Genomic DNA, 19,820 nt, shown 5'->3' with positions numbered 1-19,820 from the left:
TAAAATGTCAAAAAATAAATCATCTTTTACAGCAGGAGTATTCCTTGCAGCCGGTGCTTTTGTTGGTGCATGGCTCGTTTCTAAATTTTATGAGAAGAAACTAGTAAATGGGGATATTATTGTAGGAAATGTTCGCCGTTTATTTACAGTTGTTGGTACAATCGAAGGTTCATGGATTGAAATGGAACCAGTGTATATTGAACAAGAAGATTTTAGTGGATATGTATACTATGGTGGCATTACTCGTAAAGAACAAGAAGAATTAGTGCAATACGAATTTTTTGCTGATGCCAAAACAGGTGCAGTTTTAGATTTATATAAAATAGCGTCAGCCTAATTTGGGAGAAATTCTCATAAAAAGAGTGACGTAAAAAGGAGCTCTGAAAGGACTGGGAACGGTACATTAGAGCTTTTTATTCTTATGGAGGCAAGAACAATGGAAAAGAAAACAGAAAGTTTAATTAAAACTTTAACAGAATTACAATCAACAAGTGGACATGAAAAAAATGTTCGTGAATTTATGAGAAAAGAAATGGAGCCATTAGTAGATCGTATTGAGCAAGATGGTTTAGGTGGCATTTTTGGGGTTCGTGAACATAAAGATGCGAATGCACCTAAAATTATGATTGCTGCACATATGGATGAAGTTGGTTTTATGGTGACAAATATCACTGCAACAGGTTTATTAAAAGTTAGCCCACTTGGTGGTTGGAATCCATATGTCGTTTCAGCGCAACGTTTTACATTGCAAACTCGTAGAGGAGATTATCCTGTTATTTCTAGCTCTATTCCTCCACATTTATTACGTGCAGCTGGTGGACAACAAGCAGCAGTGAAAGTAACAGATATTTTATTTGATGCTGGATTTACTTCAAAAGAAGAAGCAGAAGAATATGGAGTTCGTCCTGGGGATACGATTGTTCCAATAGTTGAAACGATTTGGACAGCGAATAGAAAACGAATGATTGCAAAATCATGGGATAATCGTTATGGTTGTACAGTAGTGTTAGAAGCTTTACGTGAATTGAAAAATGAAGTTTTACCAAACACATTAATTGCTGGAGCAAATGTTCAAGAAGAAGTTGGATTACGTGGGACAGGACCAAGTGTTACAAAATTCAATCCAGATTTATTCTTTGCAGTAGATTGTTCTGCGGCAGATGATTTAACTGGTTCAAAAGATACATTTGGACATTTAGATCAAGGATTTTTATTAAGAATATTAGATCCAGGTTTGATTACATTACCTCGTATGAAGGAGTTTTTAGAAGATACTGCTTTAACTCATAATATTCCATTCCAATACTTTGTTTCGCAAGGTGGAACAGATGCTGGAAAAGCTCACTTAATGAATCAAGGCGTTCCAAGTACGGTGATTGGGGTATGTGCTCGTTATATTCATACGCATCAAACAATGTTCTCAATTAAAGACTATGAAGCAGCACGTGAAATGGTTATTCAAACGATTCGCGCATTAGATCGTAGCACAGTTGATACTATTTTAGATGGTAGAACAAATTAATTAAAAAAATAAATTGAAGGAGAGTATTATGTGGTTAAGTTTTTATAATCAAGAAGGTATTTCAGATACATTATTATTAACATCAGGAGCGGCAAGTCGTTATGATGTTGCAATTGAAACAAAAAATGGAGTAACACGTGTATTAGATGAAAAAACGAATACAGTGATTGGCTATAATATTGCAGGAATTTCAAACCATATTCATTTTGAAAAAGCAGGGCAACAATTTTTATCTACAGAAGAGCAAGAAACAGTTAAAACATTAATCCAAGAAGCTGGATTTGATGGAGCTTCATTAGATTTATCTCCAAAAGATACTTTAGTAGTTGGATATGTGGAAACTTGTGTACCGCATGAAGACTCAAATCATTTACATGTTACGCAAACACGTGTCAGCCAAGATACAGTTTTACAAATTGTATGTGGAGCTCCAAATGTGAAAGCAGGACAAAAAGTTGTAGTAGCCACTCCAGGAACTGTAATGCCAAATGGAAGTATTATTTGGTCTGGAGAATTACGTGGGGTAGAAAGTCACGGAATGTTATGTTCAGCTCGTGAATTAGGCTTAGAAAATGCGCCTACTAAAAAAGGGATTTTAGTGTTAAATGATGATGCTGTTATTGGAGAGCCATTTAAAGGTTAAATTATCGAAGAGGAGTGGTATTTTTGTCAGATAACCATCGTTCGATGAGAGAGATTAGTAATCAACATTTACCAAATAAGAAAAATTTCCAAACAAAATGGGTTGATTTTCCAAATTATTTGTACCCAAAAGAAGAGGTAGTATTTGATTCTGAACAAGAAGAGAAAAAAGAAGAAACCGTTGTAGAACATTATCTCCCTTTTTCTCATCCAACTCGTTCAGCATTAGAAGAAAAAATGAATCCTGAAAAAAAAGAAGGAATTTTACAATCTTTTAAAGAAAGTAGTCAAAGAGGAAACAATCGAGATAAATGGCGTAGTTTTTTACAAGAAAAACCAACTCGTACTCGTTTTACACCTTCAACGGTTCCATCAATTTTAAAAGGGATGACTCCTGTTAAAACGGTAAAAAAGCAAGTTGTATATGAAGAATTAGAAAATCAATTAAAAAGAGATGCGGAAGAATTACTTATATTTTCAAGTGAAGAAACACCTTTAGTAACAGTAGAAGAAGTAGAAGTTGAGAGAAAATCTCAAAAAATTGAAAAACAAACATCATTACCAAAAAGAGTAAATACTTCTTTATCTTCCAGTCAAATGGTACAAGAAACATTATTGAAGACTGTACCAGATACTCAATCAATGGAAGTATTAGCTCCAGAGTTAAAACCTTTGCCTGGTAAGCAGAGAAGAGCAATGAATCGTTCACTATCATGGATAATGGAACAAGAGCAAGGGAAAGATACTTTACCATATAGTAAAAAGTAAACATAGGAAGTGGAATTAATCATGGATAAAAGTAAAATTTATCATTTTACGGGTATAAAAGGCTCTGGAATGAGTGCTTTAGCCCTAGTATTACATGGAGAAGGATATTCTGTTCAAGGTTCAGACTTGGAGAATTATTTCTTTACACAAAAAGGTTTAGAAGATGCGGGCATTAAAATGTTTCCTTTTAATGCAGAAAATATTCAAGAAGGACAAATTGTCATTGCTGGGAATGCATTTCCAGATAGCCATGAAGAATTAGTAGCTGCACGTGAAAAAGGAATCGAAGTGATTCGATATCATAAATTTCTTGGAGAATTATTAAAAGGCTATAAAAGTGTTGCTATTACTGGTTCGCATGGAAAAACAAGTACAACAGGTTTATTAGCACATGTTTTAAGTGCAATGGAACCAACAAGCTATTTAATTGGTGACGGTACAGGACATGGGGTAGAAGAGTCTGAATACTTTGTATTAGAAGCATGTGAATATAAACGTCATTTTATGGCCTATAAACCAGATTACGCAATTATGACAAATATTGATTTTGATCATCCTGATTATTATACGGATATTGATGATGTACAAAGTGCATTTGAATCATTTGGTCGTCAAGTGAAAAAAGGTATTATTGCCTGTGGAGATGATGAAAGATTACATAAATTGGATGCGACAACACCAATAACTTATTATGGAATTGCTAAAGATAATGATGTTGTGGCAGAAAATATTGAAAAAGATACAGAAGGTAGTCATTTTGATGTTTATATCCATGGTAAATTTTATGGTAAATTTGATATTCCAACATTTGGAACACATAATATTTTAAATGCATTAGCGATTATTACTTTCTATTATTTAAATGATTTTAATCCAGAAGAATTAGCTTCTAATTTAAAAACCTTTGGTGGAGTTAAACGTCGTTTCTCAGAAAAAAAAATTAAAGAAATTACAGTTATTGATGATTATGCACATCATCCATCAGAAATTCGAGCAACATTAGATGCAGCAAGACAAAAATATCCAACGAAGAAAATTGTAGCGGTATTCCAACCACATACATTTACAAGAACAATTGCATTATTAGATGAGTTTGCTAAAGCATTATCCTTAGCAGATGATGTATATTTATGTGATATTTTTGCATCTGTTCGTGAAAAATCGGGAAATGTCTCTATTGAAGATTTAGTAGCTTTAGTAGAAGGAGGAGCAACTGTTTTAAAACTTGAAAATGTTTCACCATTATTAGTTTATAAAGATGCAGTCATTATCTTTATGGGGGCAGGAGATGTACAAAAATTTGAATTTGCTTATGAGCAATTATTAAGTAGTACTTCTCCAACACAAAATTAATAATGAAAATTTAATGAAAATAGTTGACATCATATTTTCATTTTGTTACAATGACTTTACAAATTTAATAAATGGTTATTGAACTTGAGGCGCGGATGACAAAAGTACGTGATTACGGAAAGGGGATTTCGCCGAAATGTAGCGATGCTATGTTGGGGGCTGGTCATAATAGGTCAGTCACTGTCACACTCTCTGCCCAGACCAGTGTGAAGTGCAATCAATTACCGGGCAAAAGCAGTTTATGCTAATTTTTTCTGTACACTTTTTTAGGATAAGAGTCTATTCAGGGGAGATTGCGAACCTTTTGTTCGTGATCTCTCTTTTTTATTTGAGTTCTGAAGTTTATAACCAAGAGGAGAGGATTTTTATGAAAAAAAATTTATTAAAAGGGTTATTAACTGTAGCAATCGGTTTAGGGTTAGCAGCATGTGGCAGTAAATCGTCAAGCAACCAATTAGTGGTTGGGATGGAAGCGGGATATCCTCCATTTAACTGGACACAACAAACAGATGCTAATGGCGGAGTAAAAATCCAAGGTTCAAATGACTATGCGGGCGGTTATGATGTTGAAATTGCAAAACGTGTTGCTAAAAAATTAAATAAAGAATTAGTTATTGTAAAAACTGAGTGGGATGGCTTAACACCAGGCGTTGTTTCTGGTAAACTAGATGCAATCATTGCTGGTATGAGCCCAACTGCTGAAAGAAAAGAAGCAATTGATTTTTCTGATAACTATTACAAATCACAATTAGTAATGATTGTTAAAAAAGGTAGCAAATTCGAACAAGCTAAAACATTAGCTGATTTCTCTGGTGCTAAAGTAACTGGACAATTAAACACTTTCCACTATAGTGTGATTGACCAAATTCCAGGAGTTGCAAAACAACCTGCAATGGATAACTTCCCTGCAATGCGTGTAGCATTACAAGCTGGAACAATTGATGCGTATGTTTCTGAATTACCAGAAGGTGTTTCTGCTCAAGCTGCAAATTCAGATTTTGTAATGATTAAATTAACAGATGGATTCCAAGCAAGTGATGAAGATACAGATACAGCTGTTGGTTTGAAAAAAAATAGTCCATTAAAAGATGCTATTAACAAAGCTTTATCAGAAATTTCTGATGCTGAACGTCAACAAATTATGGATGAAGCTATCAAAAATCAACCTGCTGCAAACTAACATATTTTACAAACTAACATATTTTAATTAAAATTAACTAGAAGAGATTTCTCTTCTAGATACATAACTAAAAAAGAAAGAGGACAAAAGATGAATATTGAATGGATTATCAAAATTATACAAGATAATTGGCCAATGTTTCTAAATGGAGCTTGGGTAACCTTATACATTTCTATTATTGGGACAATTATTGGAACAGGAATCGGATTGCTTATTGGTTTAGTGAAAACAATTCCGATGCCAGAAAAAGGTTCTAAAAGAATTACTTTAAAAATTGCTAATGCTTTATTGACAGCATATACTGAGTTCTTTAGAGGAACTCCGATGATTGTACAAGCAATGGTTATTTATTATGGATCAGCCTTAGCATTTGGCATTGATATGGATCGTACATTTGCTGCTATTTTCATTGTATCAATTAATACAGGGGCTTATATGTCTGAAATTGTTCGTGGAGGAATTATTTCTATCGATAAAGGACAATTTGAAGCTGCTCAAGCGATTGGGATGACACACACTCAAACAATGATGAATGTAATTTTCCCTCAAGTTATTCGTAATATTTTACCTGCTACAGGAAATGAGTTTGTTATTAACATTAAAGATACCTCAGTATTAAACGTAATCTCTGTTTCAGAATTATACTTTGCAACAAAAACAGTTGCAGGAGCAAACTTCCGTTACTTTGAAACATTCTTTGTAACATTGATTTTATACTTCATTATGACAACTGTTTTAACACAAATTTTACGTTATATTGAACGTAAAATGGATGGTCCAGATAACTATGAAATTATTCATTCAGATCCATTAAATTCTAATTCAATGGCATCTGTATACGAAAAAACGAAAGGGAAAGGATAAGAATCATGAGTCAAGAAGTAGTAACGATTAAACATTTAAATAAAGTATTCGGGACTCATGAAGTCCTTAAAGATATTTCATTTTCTGTACAATCTGGTGAAGTAGTAACGATTATTGGTTCTTCAGGTTCAGGTAAATCTACTTTATTACGTTGTGTGAATTTATTAGAAAAACCAACTTCTGGTGAAATTTTATATAACGGAAAAAATATTTTAGATGAAGATACAAATATTTATGAATATCGTACGCATTTAGGAATGGTTTTCCAACAATTTAATTTGTTTAATAACTTAAATGTTTTAGAAAACTGTACAGTGGGTCCTATTAAAGTATTGAAAAAATCAAAAGAAGAAGCAGAAGAAATTGCGAAAAGTTTCTTAGAAAAAGTTGGTATGAGTGCTTACTTAAATGCTCGTCCTCGTCAATTATCTGGTGGACAAAAACAACGTGTAGCGATTGCTAGAGCTTTATCAATGCAACCAGATGTATTATTATTTGATGAACCAACTTCAGCATTAGACCCAGAAATGGTAAATGAAGTTTTAGAAACAATGAAGAGTTTAGCCCATACTGGATTAACAATGATTATTGTGACACACGAAATGGAATTTGCTAGGGACGTTAGTGATCGCGTTATCTTTATGGATAAAGGGGTTATTGCTGAAGAGGGAACTGCTGAGCAAATCTTTACAAATCCGCAAAAAGAAAGAACAAAAGAGTTCTTGATGCGTGTATTATCGTAAAAAAATCTTTTATAACAAAAAAAGGCAGCAGATATCTAGAAGTATCTGCTGCCTAAATATTTAAAAATTATTTTTTGAAAGAATAGACTAAAATGGAGAATTTTTTCGTTTAATAGCTCCTGTTGGACAGTGTGTATATGCTTCTTTAAAAGCTTCTATTTCATGTTCAGGAATTGGGTGGCTTCCAGTATTATGATCGTGTTTCATGAATGCTATTCCATCGTTATCGTATTCAAATAGTTTACTAGCTTTTAGTTGGCAAATGCCACAGGCAATACAACTTTCACAATCAACTTTACCGTAAGTTGGTTGTATTTTTTTTGAATGCATATGAATACCTCTGTTTCCAAAAAATATAATTGTTATTTTAAGTTTCTCATATTTCAAAAAATATTTCAAAACATTTAAAATTTTAAAAAAAAGAAATGACAATGACAAAAAATGTGCTAAAATATTATCTATAGATTGAAAAGATTGCATATTATTATAAAAATGTGCTATAGTTTTAGATGAATAAAGTCTAATGACGACAGTGGTTGAATTTAGGAGGATTTTTAATGAGTGATAATTTAAATAATGAAAGTAACCCAAAAGAAGAACAACCATGGGATCGCCAATTTGGTGAAGATACGCATAAAGTACAGCAGTATTCACGTAGTGCTCGTAATTCCAATGGTAAAGCAGTGGCACCATTATTAAGTGTGTTATTATTTGTATTTATTGTGGTGGTAGTATCTCCATTGTTATTTATGATGTGGTTCTATTGGTCAAGTTCTAAAGCTGAGGTGAAACCTCGTACAGCAGATGAAGTGATGTTAACTAAAGTTGTGGAAACAACAACATCTGAAAAAAACACAGTTGAGGTAAAATCTACAGAAACAAAGGCTAATGAAACTAGTGTAACATCTACAACAGTAGCTCCATCAGATGCTGCAAGACAACAACAAAGGGAACAAACAACTACTGAAACTCAAACGTCTCAAAATGGCTCTTATGGAACATATACTGTTCAACCAGGTGAAACATTATATAGAATTGCGGTTAATCATGGGATGGATGTCGCAACTTTAAAATCTATTAATGGATTATCTAGTAATAACATTTCACCCGGAATGCAATTAAAAGTATTACAACAAAGATAATAACAGCTAAAGGCTGGGCAGCAAGTCCAGCCTTTTAGGTTGTTATAGAACCGAATATTAAGAAATTAAAGGAGAAATATACTATGCAAGTTGCAATTGATGGCCCTGCTTCGTCTGGAAAAAGTACCATTTCAAAATTAATTGCGAAAGAAAATCACTTTTTATATTTAGATACAGGTGCAATGTATCGTGTGGTAACTTTAGCAGTTTTACGTAACCACATTTCATTAGAAGACTATGATGCTATTTATGAGTTAGTTCAAAATATTGACATTCGTTTTTCAATGAAAGACGGAAAGCAAATCGTATTTATGAATAAGGAAGATGTTACAGATGAAATTAGAAGTGTAGAAGTAACTAGAAATGTTTCTGCTGTTTCAGCAATAAAAGAAGTTCGTACTAGATTAGTTCATCTTCAACAAGAAATTGCAGAAAATCATTCCATTATTATGGATGGTAGAGATATTGGTACTGTTGTACTTCCACAAGCTGAAATTAAAATTTTCCTAGTTGCAAGTGTAGAGGAACGTGCAAAACGTCGATTCATTGAAAATCAAGAAAAAGGTATTGAGATGTCTTATGAGGAATTAGTGGAAGATATTCGTAGACGTGATTATATTGATTCTACACGTAAAGAATCACCACTTAGAAAAGCGGAAGATGCTATTGAAATTGATACAACAACAATGTCAATTGAAGATGTTGTAAAAACAGTAACAGCATTAATTCAAAAGTACCAATAAGATAGCCTTTTTAAAACGATATTACTAGAATTGTGATAGAAATAGTGATATGATGTAAAAAGGAGAAAAATTAATTTTTAGAATTATTTTTTCGTTCGAATGAATGGTTGCGTAATAGGAGGAAGTCAAATGTCAGAATTACAAACAATGCAAGATGCACTGGATATTGTAAAAGATATTCAAGTTGGAGACTTAGTTCAAGGAGAAGTGCTAGTTTTACAAGATAAACAAGCTATTGTTGGTATTATTGGTGGAGGTGTTGAAGGTGTTATTCCTTTTAATGAATTATCAGCAACTCCATTTGAAAAAGTTGAAGATGTCGTAAAAGTGGGAGATGTATTAGATTTAGTAGTCATTAAACCAATTAAAGATAAAGAAAATGGTAGTTTCTTACTTTCAAAACGTCGAGTGGATGCTCGTAAAGTTTGGGAAGAACTTCAAGCAAAAGCAGATAATCATGAACAAGTTGAAGGTACTGTAAAAGATGTGGTTAAAGGTGGATTAGTTGTAGATGCGGGTGTTCGTGCGTTTGTTCCAGCTTCAATGATTTCTGACCACTTCGTTTCAGATTTAAAACAATTTAAGGGACAAACATTATTATTTGATATCGTTGAGATTTTACCAGCAGATAATCGTTTAATTTTATCACGTAAAGAAATTGTTGCTAATGAAAAAGCAGCAAAACGTGCTTCTGCTTTAGAAGCTGTTTATGAAGGAGCAATTGTTACAGGTAAAGTTGCTCGTTTAACAAACTTTGGTGCTTTCATTGATTTAGGAGGAATTGATGGATTAGTTCATGTTTCTCAAATTTCTCATGAACATGTTTCAAAACCAAGTGATTTCTTAGCAGTTGGTCAAACTGTAGAAGCAAAAGTAATCGGCTTAGATGCTGAAAAAGGTCGTGTTTCATTATCTATTAAAGAAACTGTTGCAGGACCTTGGGATAATATTACTGAACGTGCAGCAGTTGACTCTACATTAGTAGGAACTGTTAAACGTTTTGCAGCGTTTGGAGCATTTGTTGAATTATTCCCTGGAGTAGAAGGGTTAGTTCATATTTCTCAAATTGCTCATAAACATATTGCAACTCCTCAAGAAGTTCTTCAAGTGGGACAAGAAGTATCAGTTAAAGTATTAGAAGTAAATGAAGCGGAAAAACGCATTTCATTAAGTATTAAAGCATTAGAGGAAGCTCCAGTTGTTGAAAAACCTGAAGTGGAAGAAGTTGTTGAAGAAGAATATGTCTTACCAGAAGAAGATGTAACATTTTCATTAGCAGATCGTTTAGGTGAACAATTATCTGAATTAGTTGTTGAAGACTAATAGAAAATATTAAATTAGGGTGAGGTTGGGAAAAACTCCCAGCCTCATTTTTTGAGAAAGGAGGAATTTTGATGTCAACACCAGTTATTGCGATTGTAGGTCGTCCAAATGTTGGTAAATCTACAATTTTCAACCGAGTTGTTGGTGAAAGAATTTCGATTGTAGAAGATATTGCTGGAGTAACGAGAGATAGAATTTATTCTGAAGGTGAATGGTTAGGACATCAATTTCATATTATTGATACAGGTGGTATTGATATTACTGATGAACCATTTATGTCGAATATTCGTATGCAAGCTGAAATTGCTATGGAAGAAGCAGATGTGATTATTTTCTTAACAAGTGTTAAAGAAGGTGTAACATCAACAGATGAACATATCGCTAAAATGTTATATCGTACTAATAAACCGGTATTATTAGCTGTAAATAAGGTAGATAATCCAGAATTAAGATCAGATATTTTTGATTTTTATGCATTAGGTTTTGGTGAACCATTCCCAATTTCAGGAAGTCATGGTTTAGGTCTTGGAGATTTATTAGATGCAGCTGTAAAAGCATTTCCTGAACATGATGATCAAGAAGATGATACAGATGTGATTCGTTTTAGTTTTATTGGTCGTCCAAATGTTGGAAAATCAAGTTTAGTTAATGCAATGCTAGGAGAAGAACGTGTTATTGTATCAAATGTTGCAGGTACAACACGTGATGCGATTGATACAAGTTTTACGGATGAAGAAGGTACTATCTTTAAAATGATTGATACAGCTGGTATTCGTAAAAAAGGACGTGTATTCGAATCCACTGAGAAATATAGTGTTTTACGTGCATTAAGAGCAATTGAACGTAGTGACATTGTTTGTGTTGTCTTGAATGCGGAAGAAGGTATTCAAGAACAAGATAAGAAAATTGCGGGTTATGCCCATGAAGCTGGTAAAGGTGTTATCATTTTAGTGAATAAATGGGATACTTTAGAAAAAGATAATTCTACGTTTAAAGAATTCGAACAAAATATTCGTAAAGAGTTTCTATACTTATCTTATGCACCAATTTTATTCGTTTCAGCTAAAACAAAACAAAGATTGGTAAAAATTGCTCCATTATTAAAAGAGATTCATGAAGTTCGTTCTAAACGTATTTCATCATCGATTTTAAATGATGTATTAATGGATGCTATTGCAATGAATCCAACACCTACAGATAAAGGAAATCGATTGAAGATTTATTACATGACACAAGTGGCAATTCAACCACCAACTTTTGTTGTTTTTGTAAATGATGTAGAATTAATGCACTTTTCATATGAACGTTTCTTAGAAAATCGTATTCGTTCTGCCTTTGGTTTCGAAGGAACTCCAATTCATATGATTATTCGACAAAGAAAATGATAAAATCGTGTATAATTCGTTGAAAGTCCGCCAATCAAATGGTATACTTGTCTAGAAATCAACAGTAAGGTTTCCAGAGTTATTGGACCACTCAATAACTACTGAATTATTTTCTTATGTGATGGAGGTGAATCTAACATGGCAAATAAAGCAGAATTAGTAGATCGCGTAGCTAAAAAAACGCAATTAACAAAGAAAGATGTTTCAGCAGCAGTTGATGCATTATTCGAAACAATTCAAGAAGCATTACAAGCAGGTGAAAAAGTACAAGTTATCGGATTTGGTAACTTTGAAGTACGTGAACGTGCTGCTCGTAAAGGACGTAACCCTCAATCAGGTGAAGAAATCCAAATCGAAGCTAGCAAAGTTCCTGCATTCAAAGCAGGTAAAGCTTTGAAAGATGCTGTAAAAAACTAATCAGTTTATTATGACATTTTCATAGAAACTATTTCATAAAGGTGCTATATTAGAGTTAAATCAATATAGCATCTTTTTTGTTGTCTATAGAAATGGAGAGAATATGAAATCAATTGTTGAACAAATTCAAAATGCTTTAGAAGAACAAGAATTAGAAAAAGTATATTCACTTTTTCATCAATTTATGAATGAAGTAACAGAAGATGAAATAGAAGAATTAATAGAGTTAGCTGCATTTAGTGCAAGTAGTGGTTTTTTTGATGAAGCTAGACAAGCTTATTTATTATTAACACAATTTGAACCTGAAGAATCCGCTTGGACCATTTTATTAGCAGAAATTTTAGTCAATCAAGGTGAGTATGACCAAGCATTATCTGTTTTATATGATATTCCTGAAGATAATCCAAACTACCCAAGTGTTTTGGTGATTTTATCAGAGTTATATAAAGCGCAAGGGTATTATGATGTTGCTGAAAGAAAATTATTACTCGCAAAAGAGTTAGCTCCAGAAGAAGTTATTTTAGATTTTTATTTAGGTACTTTATTATTTGAGTCTGGATCGATGGAGAGAAGCGTTCAGTATTTAGAAAGATTTTTAAAAAATTCCCATGATGAAACCGGAGAAGAAAATCGTGCAAGAGAATTATTAGTGGAAGCTTCTTTAGAAATTGGGAATGCAGAACCTTTACAAGAACTAGTATCAGATGAAGGATTAGAATCAGCTTCTAATGAATTATTAATCAGTATTGCAAAACATGATGTCCAAGAAGGAAATTATGACCACGCAGAAAAATTATATCAAGAAGTACTATCTCGTGATGAAGAAAATTATGAAGCCTTACTAGGATTAAGTCATATTCAAATGTTTAAGCATGAGTATTTAAAGGCGATTATGAGCTTATCTAAAATGATAGAAACTTATCCATTTGAAAAAGATCCTTTTTTCAGTTTAGGAGTGTCTTATTTATCGATTGGACAAATGGAAAAAGGACAAGAAGCCTTAAAACAAGCTTATGAATTATCTCCTGAATCATTTGAGATTATGCAAGCTTATACAGAAATATTGTTATATCAAGAAGAGTTTGAAGAAGTACAAGATATTTTAGCGAATGAAATTGAACAAGGATTGGAAAATGGTCAAATTTTTTATTTAATGGCAAGAGCTAAAGAAGGACTTGAAGAATTTGAAGAAGCTTTAGAGTTTTATCAAAAAGCAAGTGTTGAATTAGAAGATTCAGTAGAATTTATCATTGATTATGTAAGATTCCTTCGTGAAGAAGGTAGAACTACAGAAGCTAAAGAATGGTTAGAACATGGTCAAAATCTTGAACCATTAAATGAAGATTTACAAGAATTGCAGCAATATTTTGAAGCATAAGGAGTGAAAAAGATGTTTCAACCGAGTTTAGAGGATAAGAAAAATTTTATTTCATGGTTTGTATCCAATCATGCTTTAAAAAGAAGAGAAGCGTTATGGATTTTAAATTATTTATTAAATCACGAATTACTACTAAAGCAAATTCATTTTGTAGAACGAGTAGATTGTACCCCAAAAGGGATGTGGTTTTCGACTGATAAAGTACCTGATGAATCGTTTTATTTTTATAAATCTGGTTCACGTTTTAATAATCCAGAGCAAGCATTTCATGATATTCGATTGAATTGGAAAGAAGAATGTTATATTGAAATGGAATTTGAAGATTCTTACTTAACCATGGTAAAATTTGGTATACTAGAAAAGAATCCTTTTTATGAAGAAGAAAGTTCTTCGAATGAAGAAGTTCATCAAGCATTAACAGAAATTCAATTAAGTGTGTTAAAACAAGAAATTTTAACGCAAATTGATCAAGCATTGGAAAAAGGAAATCAAGAGTTATTTATTAAATTAACGGAACAATTGAAAGAACTAGAAAAGTAAGAGAAAGAGAGGCGAGTGAATGTCGATTCAGAAAGAACCATTATTTTTAGAAGCATTACCTGTGATGCAACAATTAGTTGATGCAGGATATGAAGCCTATTTTGTAGGTGGTTCAGTAAGAGATATGCTCCTTCATAAGCCTATTTCAGATGTAGATATTGCTACAAGTGCTACACCACAAGAAGTTAAAGAAATCTTTTCGCATACAGTAGATGTAGGGATTGAACATGGAACAGTTATGGTTATCCATCATAAAGAAGGTTATGAAGTAACAACTTTTCGAACAGAAGAAGGTTATGAGGATTTTAGACATCCAGATAAGGTAACCTTTGTTCGCTCGCTAGAAGAAGATTTAAAACGTCGTGATTTCACGATTAATGCATTAGCGATTGGAATTGATGACCAATTGATGGATTTTTTCGATGGGATTGGTGATTTAGAACGTCAATGTATACGTTGTGTTGGAGATGCAAAAGAACGTTTTAATGAAGATGCATTACGAATGTTTCGTGCAGTACGTTTTGTCGGTCAGTTAGGATTTCAAATTGAAGAGGAAACGAAGAATGCGATTTCTCTTTTAAAAATGAATTTATCTAAAGTAGCCGTGGAACGAATGAAAGTAGAATTTGAAAAGATGATTCAAAGTTCTTATCGTAAAGATGCATTGAAATTATTTGTTGAAACGGGCTTATATCAAGCTTGTCCATTATTTGATGGAAAAGAGAATATTCTTTTGAAATTAGCAGAATTTCCTTTAAAAGAAATGAGCGTCTTACAAGCTTGGATTTTATTCGTAGATGAACTAAATTTGAGTGATAAAGAAGTGACTCATTTATTAAAATCATGGAAATCATCTAATGAACAAATTCGAGATGTATTAGTTGGATATAAAACTTATCGTGCGCGTAAAAAGGAAGAGTGGAATTTCTTTTTAGCATACGCTTGTCCATATGAAGTTGGCTGTGAAGTGGAGCAATTATTGATTGCTCGAGGTAACAGTACTTCTATGGAAGGCTTAGAAGCAACGTATCAGTCTTTACCGATTTGTTCGATGAATGATATTCAATTGAATGGTCATGATATTATTCGTATTTTAAAATTAGATAAAAAAGGTCCTATTATTGGACGAGTATTAAAAACGGTTGAAAAAATGATTTTAGAGCAAAGTATTCAAAATGATGCAGAAATTTTAGAATTATATATTTTAACTCACTTTGGAAGTGGAAAGTGAATAATCATTGAAAATATTTGTGTTCAATGGTAAAATTCGAAGAGTAAAGAATAAAAAAGTGTTTTCACTGTTTATGTGGGTGAGAACATACATAAAAAGGAGAGACTTTTATGAAAAAAGTAATGTCAGGATTACGTTTTGTATTCCGTAACGGAGAAACATGGACGATTAACCGTCGTTTAATTGGAGATTTATGGATCAAACAAGTTACAACATCGTTTGGTCGTATTAATGGAAGTGAGTTCCAAGAAATTCATCCATGTGAATCATTACGTATTGAAGTGTTTCCTGAAGCAGACCACGTAATGTCTGAAGACATTAACTTAGGTGGATTAGAATTAGGAATGTTCGAACGTGTAAAAAAATATAGTGATATCGAATTAATGGATATTTTATATTTAGATAGCGATCATCCAAAATCAGACGTGATTGTTTCAACAGATCGTGTATACTTCCCATATAGCCCAGTGGATGAAGATGGTAATGACAATAAATACCAAAGTTCAGCTATTGGAAAACATGGTCACTTATACATTGTAATTGACCCTGCGAAAACAGTGGAAGATATTTACCCAGAGATTTAATTACGAAGGACTTTTCTGTTGTAGTAATGGACGGAAGCAGCCACCTACGGTGTCTCATTCCTAAAATTCGAGCCTAGGTCTCGAATTTTCCAGTACTAGAAGCCAACATGGCTTCTAGTACCAATACTACGGTGAAAAGTCCTTCTCCATTTTTATGTAAGGAAATGAAGAGACGTATTAGAAGAGGACTTCTTTGTATAGTAGTAAAGGACGCCAGCAGACCTGCGGTCTCATGGCTAACATACTACTATAAGGAGTCCTTTTCTTTTTCTTAAGACCTCTGGGGTCTTTTTTTTATTTGTACTTATTTCTAAATTTCTAAAATAAAAGCCTGAAAATAGCTGATAATAAATTGACAATAAAGAAGAAAAACAGGTAAAATAATGATGATTGAAACAAAAAAAGAAGGTGAGTAAATGCCGACATATCAAGTAGGATATGATGATAATACATGGGAGTTTAATGATGCCATAGAAGCTGCTAAAGTAGGCGATGTATTGGAAATCCAAAAAGATTATTTCTTGAGATTTTCAACGGATGTTCCATATGAAATTACAAAAAATCTTACTTTTCTAGGATTATTAGACGAAGAAAATGGAGAGTCATTCTTCACGAATAAATTTCAAGGCTATATTGCTCTTGACTGTGGAGCTTCCGTAGTATTTGAAAACATTTGGTTTACGAATGTTAAAAATACAACAATAATGAAAATTAACGAAAATTGCTCTGTCACTTTTAAAAATTGTGTCTTTGAATGTACGGAAGATCATAATGAAAATTATTTAATCTTTGCAAAAGATGATTCTTTTATTACATTTGAAAATTGTAAAACACATTTTGTTAGTGATGAAAGTGATCAAACTATTTTCCTGAAAAATTGTTCTGTAACGGCGAATGATTGCTTTTTCCAATGGAGAACTTTTTGTGAAGGTTCACAATTGAAATACACGAATACTATTTGTGAGAACTACTCAGGGAATGCCGTTTCTTTAAAAAAAGATTCACGATTAGAAGCTAATAATTGCCAATTTTATGGTGGAAATATGCTGAAATCTTATCCAATGATTTGGCTAACGAATTCTTCATTCCAATTAGAAACAGGAATTATTGGTAAAGTAGATAGAGGACAAGGAATTTATTCTGAAATGAAAAGTGGCGTAACATTGACGAATGTAACGGTTCAATCAATGGATTTGAGAGCGACAATTAGTCGTTTAAATAATTGTAAAATTATCGATAACTTTGATTTAGGTCCAAATACGTATTGCTTTGCTGACGGAATCATTACATTCCAGTGTGAAAATAAGTCTAGTATTCCATTAAGACTGTACTATTGTTCGACTATTTTCGCTAAACAACTATTATTCGAAAAATCTCTTGAGGTGAATATAAAAGGATTGGAATCGTCATTAATTCATGTTCAAGAATTAATGTATGCACAAGGTAGTTCGAGTGAATTAAATATTGATACAGATGAAGACTCTATTTTACATGCATCTGTTCGTCATACCAAAGCAATTGGAGCAGAAGGAGATGAAAATGCTCCTAAAGAATTAGACAGTTATGAAGAATTACAAAGCCTAGTTGGTTTAGAAGCTGTGAAAAAAGAAATTGATACATTAATTGGAATGGTTGATTATAATAAACAACGTGTTTTAAGAGGAGAACCACCTCAACAATTAGTATTGCATTCTATGTTTATGGGAAATCCAGGTACAGGTAAAACAACCGTTGCACGTTTAATGGGTAAAATCTTATTTGAACGTGGAGCATTGTTTGGAGATACGTTTAAATTTGTGGAAGTTTCTGAATCAGATTTATTATCTGGATATGTGAACCAGACAACAACTCAAACATTAGCAAAATTAGAAGAAGCACGTGGTGGGGTTCTATTTATCGATGAAGCTTATTCTTTAGATAAGAAAAGTACCAATGATACAGGTAAAGAAGCCATTACTACGATTCTTAAATATATGGAAGACCACAAAAATGAGATTATGATTATTTTTGCGGGATATACGAAAGAAATGGAGCAATTTTTACAAATTAATCCAGGTTTAACTTCACGTGTTCCTAACCGATTAGATTTTGAAGACTATACTCCAGAACAAATTGTTCAAATGGGGATTAAAGGTCTACAAAAAAATAGCTATGAAATTGCAGATGTGGAGTACTACACACGTAAAGTGACCTTGGAATATAATCGTTCATTAGATCGTAGTAATGCACGTTGGATTCGTAATTTTAACGAAAAGATTATTAAACAATTAATTGCTCGTGTTATTGCTGAGAAAAGTGAAGATATTTCACTTATTACAAATGCAGATATTGATGCTGTTCTAGAGATTGGTAAGTATCAAGATAATGGTACGAAGAAAGATGCATGGGAAGAATTGCATCAATTAATTGGTCTTCATAAAGTAAAAGAGCAAGTTGAAGACTTTATTGCTCAAGCGGAAATGAACCGTAAACGTGAACAAGAAGGATTTGCAACTTCTACTACGACTCTACATTCATTATTCTTAGGAAACCCAGGTACAGGTAAAACAACAGTTGCTAGAATTCTTGGTGAATTACTATATCAAAAAGGCTTAATTGCTACGAATAAATTAATCGAAGTGTCTCGTGGAGATTTAATTGGTGGTTACCAAGGTCAAACAGCTATCAAGACAAGAGAACATTTACAGGCTGCCCTTGGTGGAGTTCTATTTATTGATGAAGCTTATTCTTTAAAACATGGACCTAATGATAATTTTGGACAAGAAGCAATTGATGAAATCTTGAAATTTATGGAAGATTATCGACGTGATATGGTAGTCATTTTTGCAGGATATCATAAAGAAATGGCAGAGTTTTTAGAAACTAATTCAGGATTGAAGAGTCGTGTTCCAACGACATTTGATTTTGAAGACTATAGTCCAGATGAAATCGCACAGATTGGTGAATTTATTTTACAAGGTCAAGGGTATCAATATGATGCAGACAGTTATAGAGCAGTTGTGAAGGAAGCTTATGCTGTAACTGATGACCATAGTAATGGACGTTGGATTCGTAACTTTAACCAAAAATTATTGGCACATATGTCTCGCCGTGTGACAAAAGATGAGTCAAGTGATTTTAATACAATTACAAGTGAAGATTTAGAAAAAATGAGGGAGGCATAAGATGACAGATTATGTAGCACCACCAAAAAGAAAAAAAGATTCTGATAATGAAAATAAGGACTATATAGCTCCTCCAAAAAGAGATGACTATGTAGCTCCTCCTAAAAAAGGACAATCGAATTCTTCAGATTATGTTGATCCAACTTCAAATGAATGGAGAAAGAATATAGTCTTTCAAACCAAACCTTCTTCAGAATATCCAAAAGAGGAACCAAAACTAGATCCTCAAGTGATTCCTTATTCAGGATACGGTGGCTATTTTGATACACCAAAGCAAGACTTAAGTTTTTATTTAACTGGATATTTAGTGATTTCACTATTCAATTATATTACTTCTTTTAATGAGTTAGGATTATGGGGAAAAATCTTCTGGCCTATTTATGTCCTACTTTCGAACTATACTTATTGTTGGTATATTGACTATCGTCGTTTCAAAGGCGGAATTTTAGGATGGTTCTTTACACCATATGGTGGAATTCGTGCTGGATATGCTGCTTCTGAAGCAATGGATTATAGTACTGGGAAAGTCAAACGTGGACTATTTGGCGGCTATAAGATGAAAATGAAGAAAGATTTTGGATCACATCTGCTTTCATTTTTAATTATTACATTGATCGTAGAAATTATTAAATATTTTGTAGCAATTCCAGTTGCATTTATCTCGTTATTCTTCCATAAGAGTACAGTTCGTAAATATGTAAGAGCGAGTGAAGAGGCTGTTAGAGGATAGAAATTGACTTTTTAAACTGTGGCAAAGGACGCCAGCAGCTTCGCTGAAGCGAATCTCATGGCTAAATTTTGAGCCTTGGGTCTCAAAATTTCCTATCATAAAAGCCATTAT

The 19,820-nt window shown here is 32.9% G+C and carries 18 protein-coding genes, 1 pseudogene and 1 riboswitch; of the genes and pseudogenes, 18 read left to right on the top strand and 1 reads right to left on the bottom strand.

Annotation, left to right across the window (positions count from 1 at the left end):
* Window positions 1–4: 4 nt before the first annotated feature.
* The 7 genes and pseudogenes from RWO76_RS02825 (at window position 5) to RWO76_RS02795 (ending at window position 7,072) form a co-directional block, all read left to right on the top strand.
* Window positions 5–337, top strand: coding sequence for a PepSY domain-containing protein (locus tag RWO76_RS02825; RefSeq protein WP_314354156.1), 333 nt, complete (start codon window positions 5–7; stop codon window positions 335–337).
* A 99-nt stretch (window positions 338–436) separates the two neighbouring features.
* A complete protein-coding gene (pepA, locus tag RWO76_RS02820; RefSeq protein WP_314354155.1) occupies window positions 437–1,522 on the top strand; it encodes a glutamyl aminopeptidase in 1,086 nt (361 codons plus the stop codon).
* 28 nt (window positions 1,523–1,550) lie between these two features.
* Entirely contained in the window at window positions 1,551–2,165 is a 615-nt protein-coding gene (gene ytpR / locus RWO76_RS02815; RefSeq protein WP_314354154.1) for a YtpR family tRNA-binding protein, read from the top strand.
* Window positions 2,166–2,188: 23 nt separating this feature from the next.
* Window positions 2,189–2,932 carry a hypothetical protein gene (locus tag RWO76_RS02810; protein ID WP_314354151.1) on the top strand — a complete coding sequence of 248 codons (744 nt, stop codon included), beginning with the start codon at window positions 2,189–2,191 and terminating at the stop codon, window positions 2,930–2,932.
* Window positions 2,933–2,953: 21 nt separating this feature from the next.
* Window positions 2,954–4,285: a UDP-N-acetylmuramate--L-alanine ligase gene (gene murC / locus RWO76_RS02805; RefSeq protein WP_314354148.1), complete on the top strand. Its 1,332-nt coding sequence runs from the start codon at window positions 2,954–2,956 to the stop codon at window positions 4,283–4,285.
* A gap of 76 nt (window positions 4,286–4,361) precedes the next feature.
* A riboswitch (Lysine riboswitch) is annotated at window positions 4,362–4,509 on the top strand.
* A 143-nt stretch (window positions 4,510–4,652) separates the two neighbouring features.
* Window positions 4,653–6,329 (top strand): annotated as a pseudogene (locus RWO76_RS02800) (ABC transporter permease subunit).
* 5 nt (window positions 6,330–6,334) lie between these two features.
* The gene (locus RWO76_RS02795; RefSeq protein WP_314354146.1) at window positions 6,335–7,072 is read left to right on the top strand and encodes an amino acid ABC transporter ATP-binding protein; all 738 of its coding nucleotides are present in this window, start codon (window positions 6,335–6,337) and stop codon (window positions 7,070–7,072) included.
* Between the two features lie 87 nt (window positions 7,073–7,159).
* Here RWO76_RS02795 and RWO76_RS02790 read toward each other — a convergent pair whose 3' ends face one another.
* Window positions 7,160–7,402, bottom strand: coding sequence for a ferredoxin (locus RWO76_RS02790; protein WP_314354145.1), 243 nt, complete (start codon window positions 7,400–7,402; stop codon window positions 7,160–7,162).
* 227 nt (window positions 7,403–7,629) lie between these two features.
* On the opposite strand from RWO76_RS02790, the gene RWO76_RS02785 reads away from it, so the two are divergent.
* From RWO76_RS02785 to RWO76_RS02735, 11 genes are all read left to right on the top strand, one after another.
* Entirely contained in the window at window positions 7,630–8,214 is a 585-nt protein-coding gene (locus RWO76_RS02785) for an SAG1386/EF1546 family surface-associated protein (RefSeq protein ID WP_314354143.1), read from the top strand.
* An 83-nt stretch (window positions 8,215–8,297) separates the two neighbouring features.
* Complete coding sequence (gene cmk, locus RWO76_RS02780) at window positions 8,298–8,957, top strand: (d)CMP kinase (protein WP_314354141.1); 660 nt, start codon at window positions 8,298–8,300, stop codon at window positions 8,955–8,957.
* A gap of 129 nt (window positions 8,958–9,086) precedes the next feature.
* A complete protein-coding gene (gene rpsA / locus RWO76_RS02775; protein ID WP_314354140.1) occupies window positions 9,087–10,280 on the top strand; it encodes a 30S ribosomal protein S1 in 1,194 nt (397 codons plus the stop codon).
* A gap of 71 nt (window positions 10,281–10,351) precedes the next feature.
* Window positions 10,352–11,665 (top strand): ribosome biogenesis GTPase Der, encoded by a 1,314-nt coding sequence (der, locus tag RWO76_RS02770; RefSeq protein ID WP_314354139.1) that lies wholly within the window; start codon window positions 10,352–10,354, stop codon window positions 11,663–11,665.
* Between the two features lie 138 nt (window positions 11,666–11,803).
* Window positions 11,804–12,082: an HU family DNA-binding protein gene (locus RWO76_RS02765; RefSeq protein ID WP_006702317.1), complete on the top strand. Its 279-nt coding sequence runs from the start codon at window positions 11,804–11,806 to the stop codon at window positions 12,080–12,082.
* 103 nt (window positions 12,083–12,185) lie between these two features.
* Window positions 12,186–13,460: a tetratricopeptide repeat protein gene (locus tag RWO76_RS02760; RefSeq protein WP_314354137.1), complete on the top strand. Its 1,275-nt coding sequence runs from the start codon at window positions 12,186–12,188 to the stop codon at window positions 13,458–13,460.
* Window positions 13,461–13,472: 12 nt separating this feature from the next.
* On the top strand, window positions 13,473–14,000 hold the full coding sequence (locus RWO76_RS02755) for a YpiB family protein (RefSeq protein WP_314354136.1): 528 nt from the start codon (window positions 13,473–13,475) through the stop codon (window positions 13,998–14,000).
* A 19-nt stretch (window positions 14,001–14,019) separates the two neighbouring features.
* Window positions 14,020–15,231 (top strand): CCA tRNA nucleotidyltransferase, encoded by a 1,212-nt coding sequence (locus RWO76_RS02750; RefSeq protein ID WP_314354135.1) that lies wholly within the window; start codon window positions 14,020–14,022, stop codon window positions 15,229–15,231.
* Between the two features lie 110 nt (window positions 15,232–15,341).
* Entirely contained in the window at window positions 15,342–15,815 is a 474-nt protein-coding gene (locus tag RWO76_RS02745; protein WP_006702321.1) for a hypothetical protein, read from the top strand.
* A 416-nt stretch (window positions 15,816–16,231) separates the two neighbouring features.
* Entirely contained in the window at window positions 16,232–18,979 is a 2,748-nt protein-coding gene (locus tag RWO76_RS02740) for an AAA family ATPase (RefSeq protein WP_314354134.1), read from the top strand.
* 1 nt (window position 18,980) lies between these two features.
* Entirely contained in the window at window positions 18,981–19,709 is a 729-nt protein-coding gene (locus RWO76_RS02735) for a hypothetical protein (RefSeq protein ID WP_314354132.1), read from the top strand.
* The last annotated feature ends 111 nt before the right edge of the window (window positions 19,710–19,820 follow it).

Origin of the sequence: uncultured Granulicatella sp. (assembly GCF_963521425.1) — a bacterium.
Lineage (GTDB): Bacteria > Bacillota > Bacilli > Lactobacillales > Aerococcaceae > Granulicatella.
Note: the sequence above shows the minus strand (reverse complement) of the source record. Positions and strands in the feature narration are given on the sequence as shown.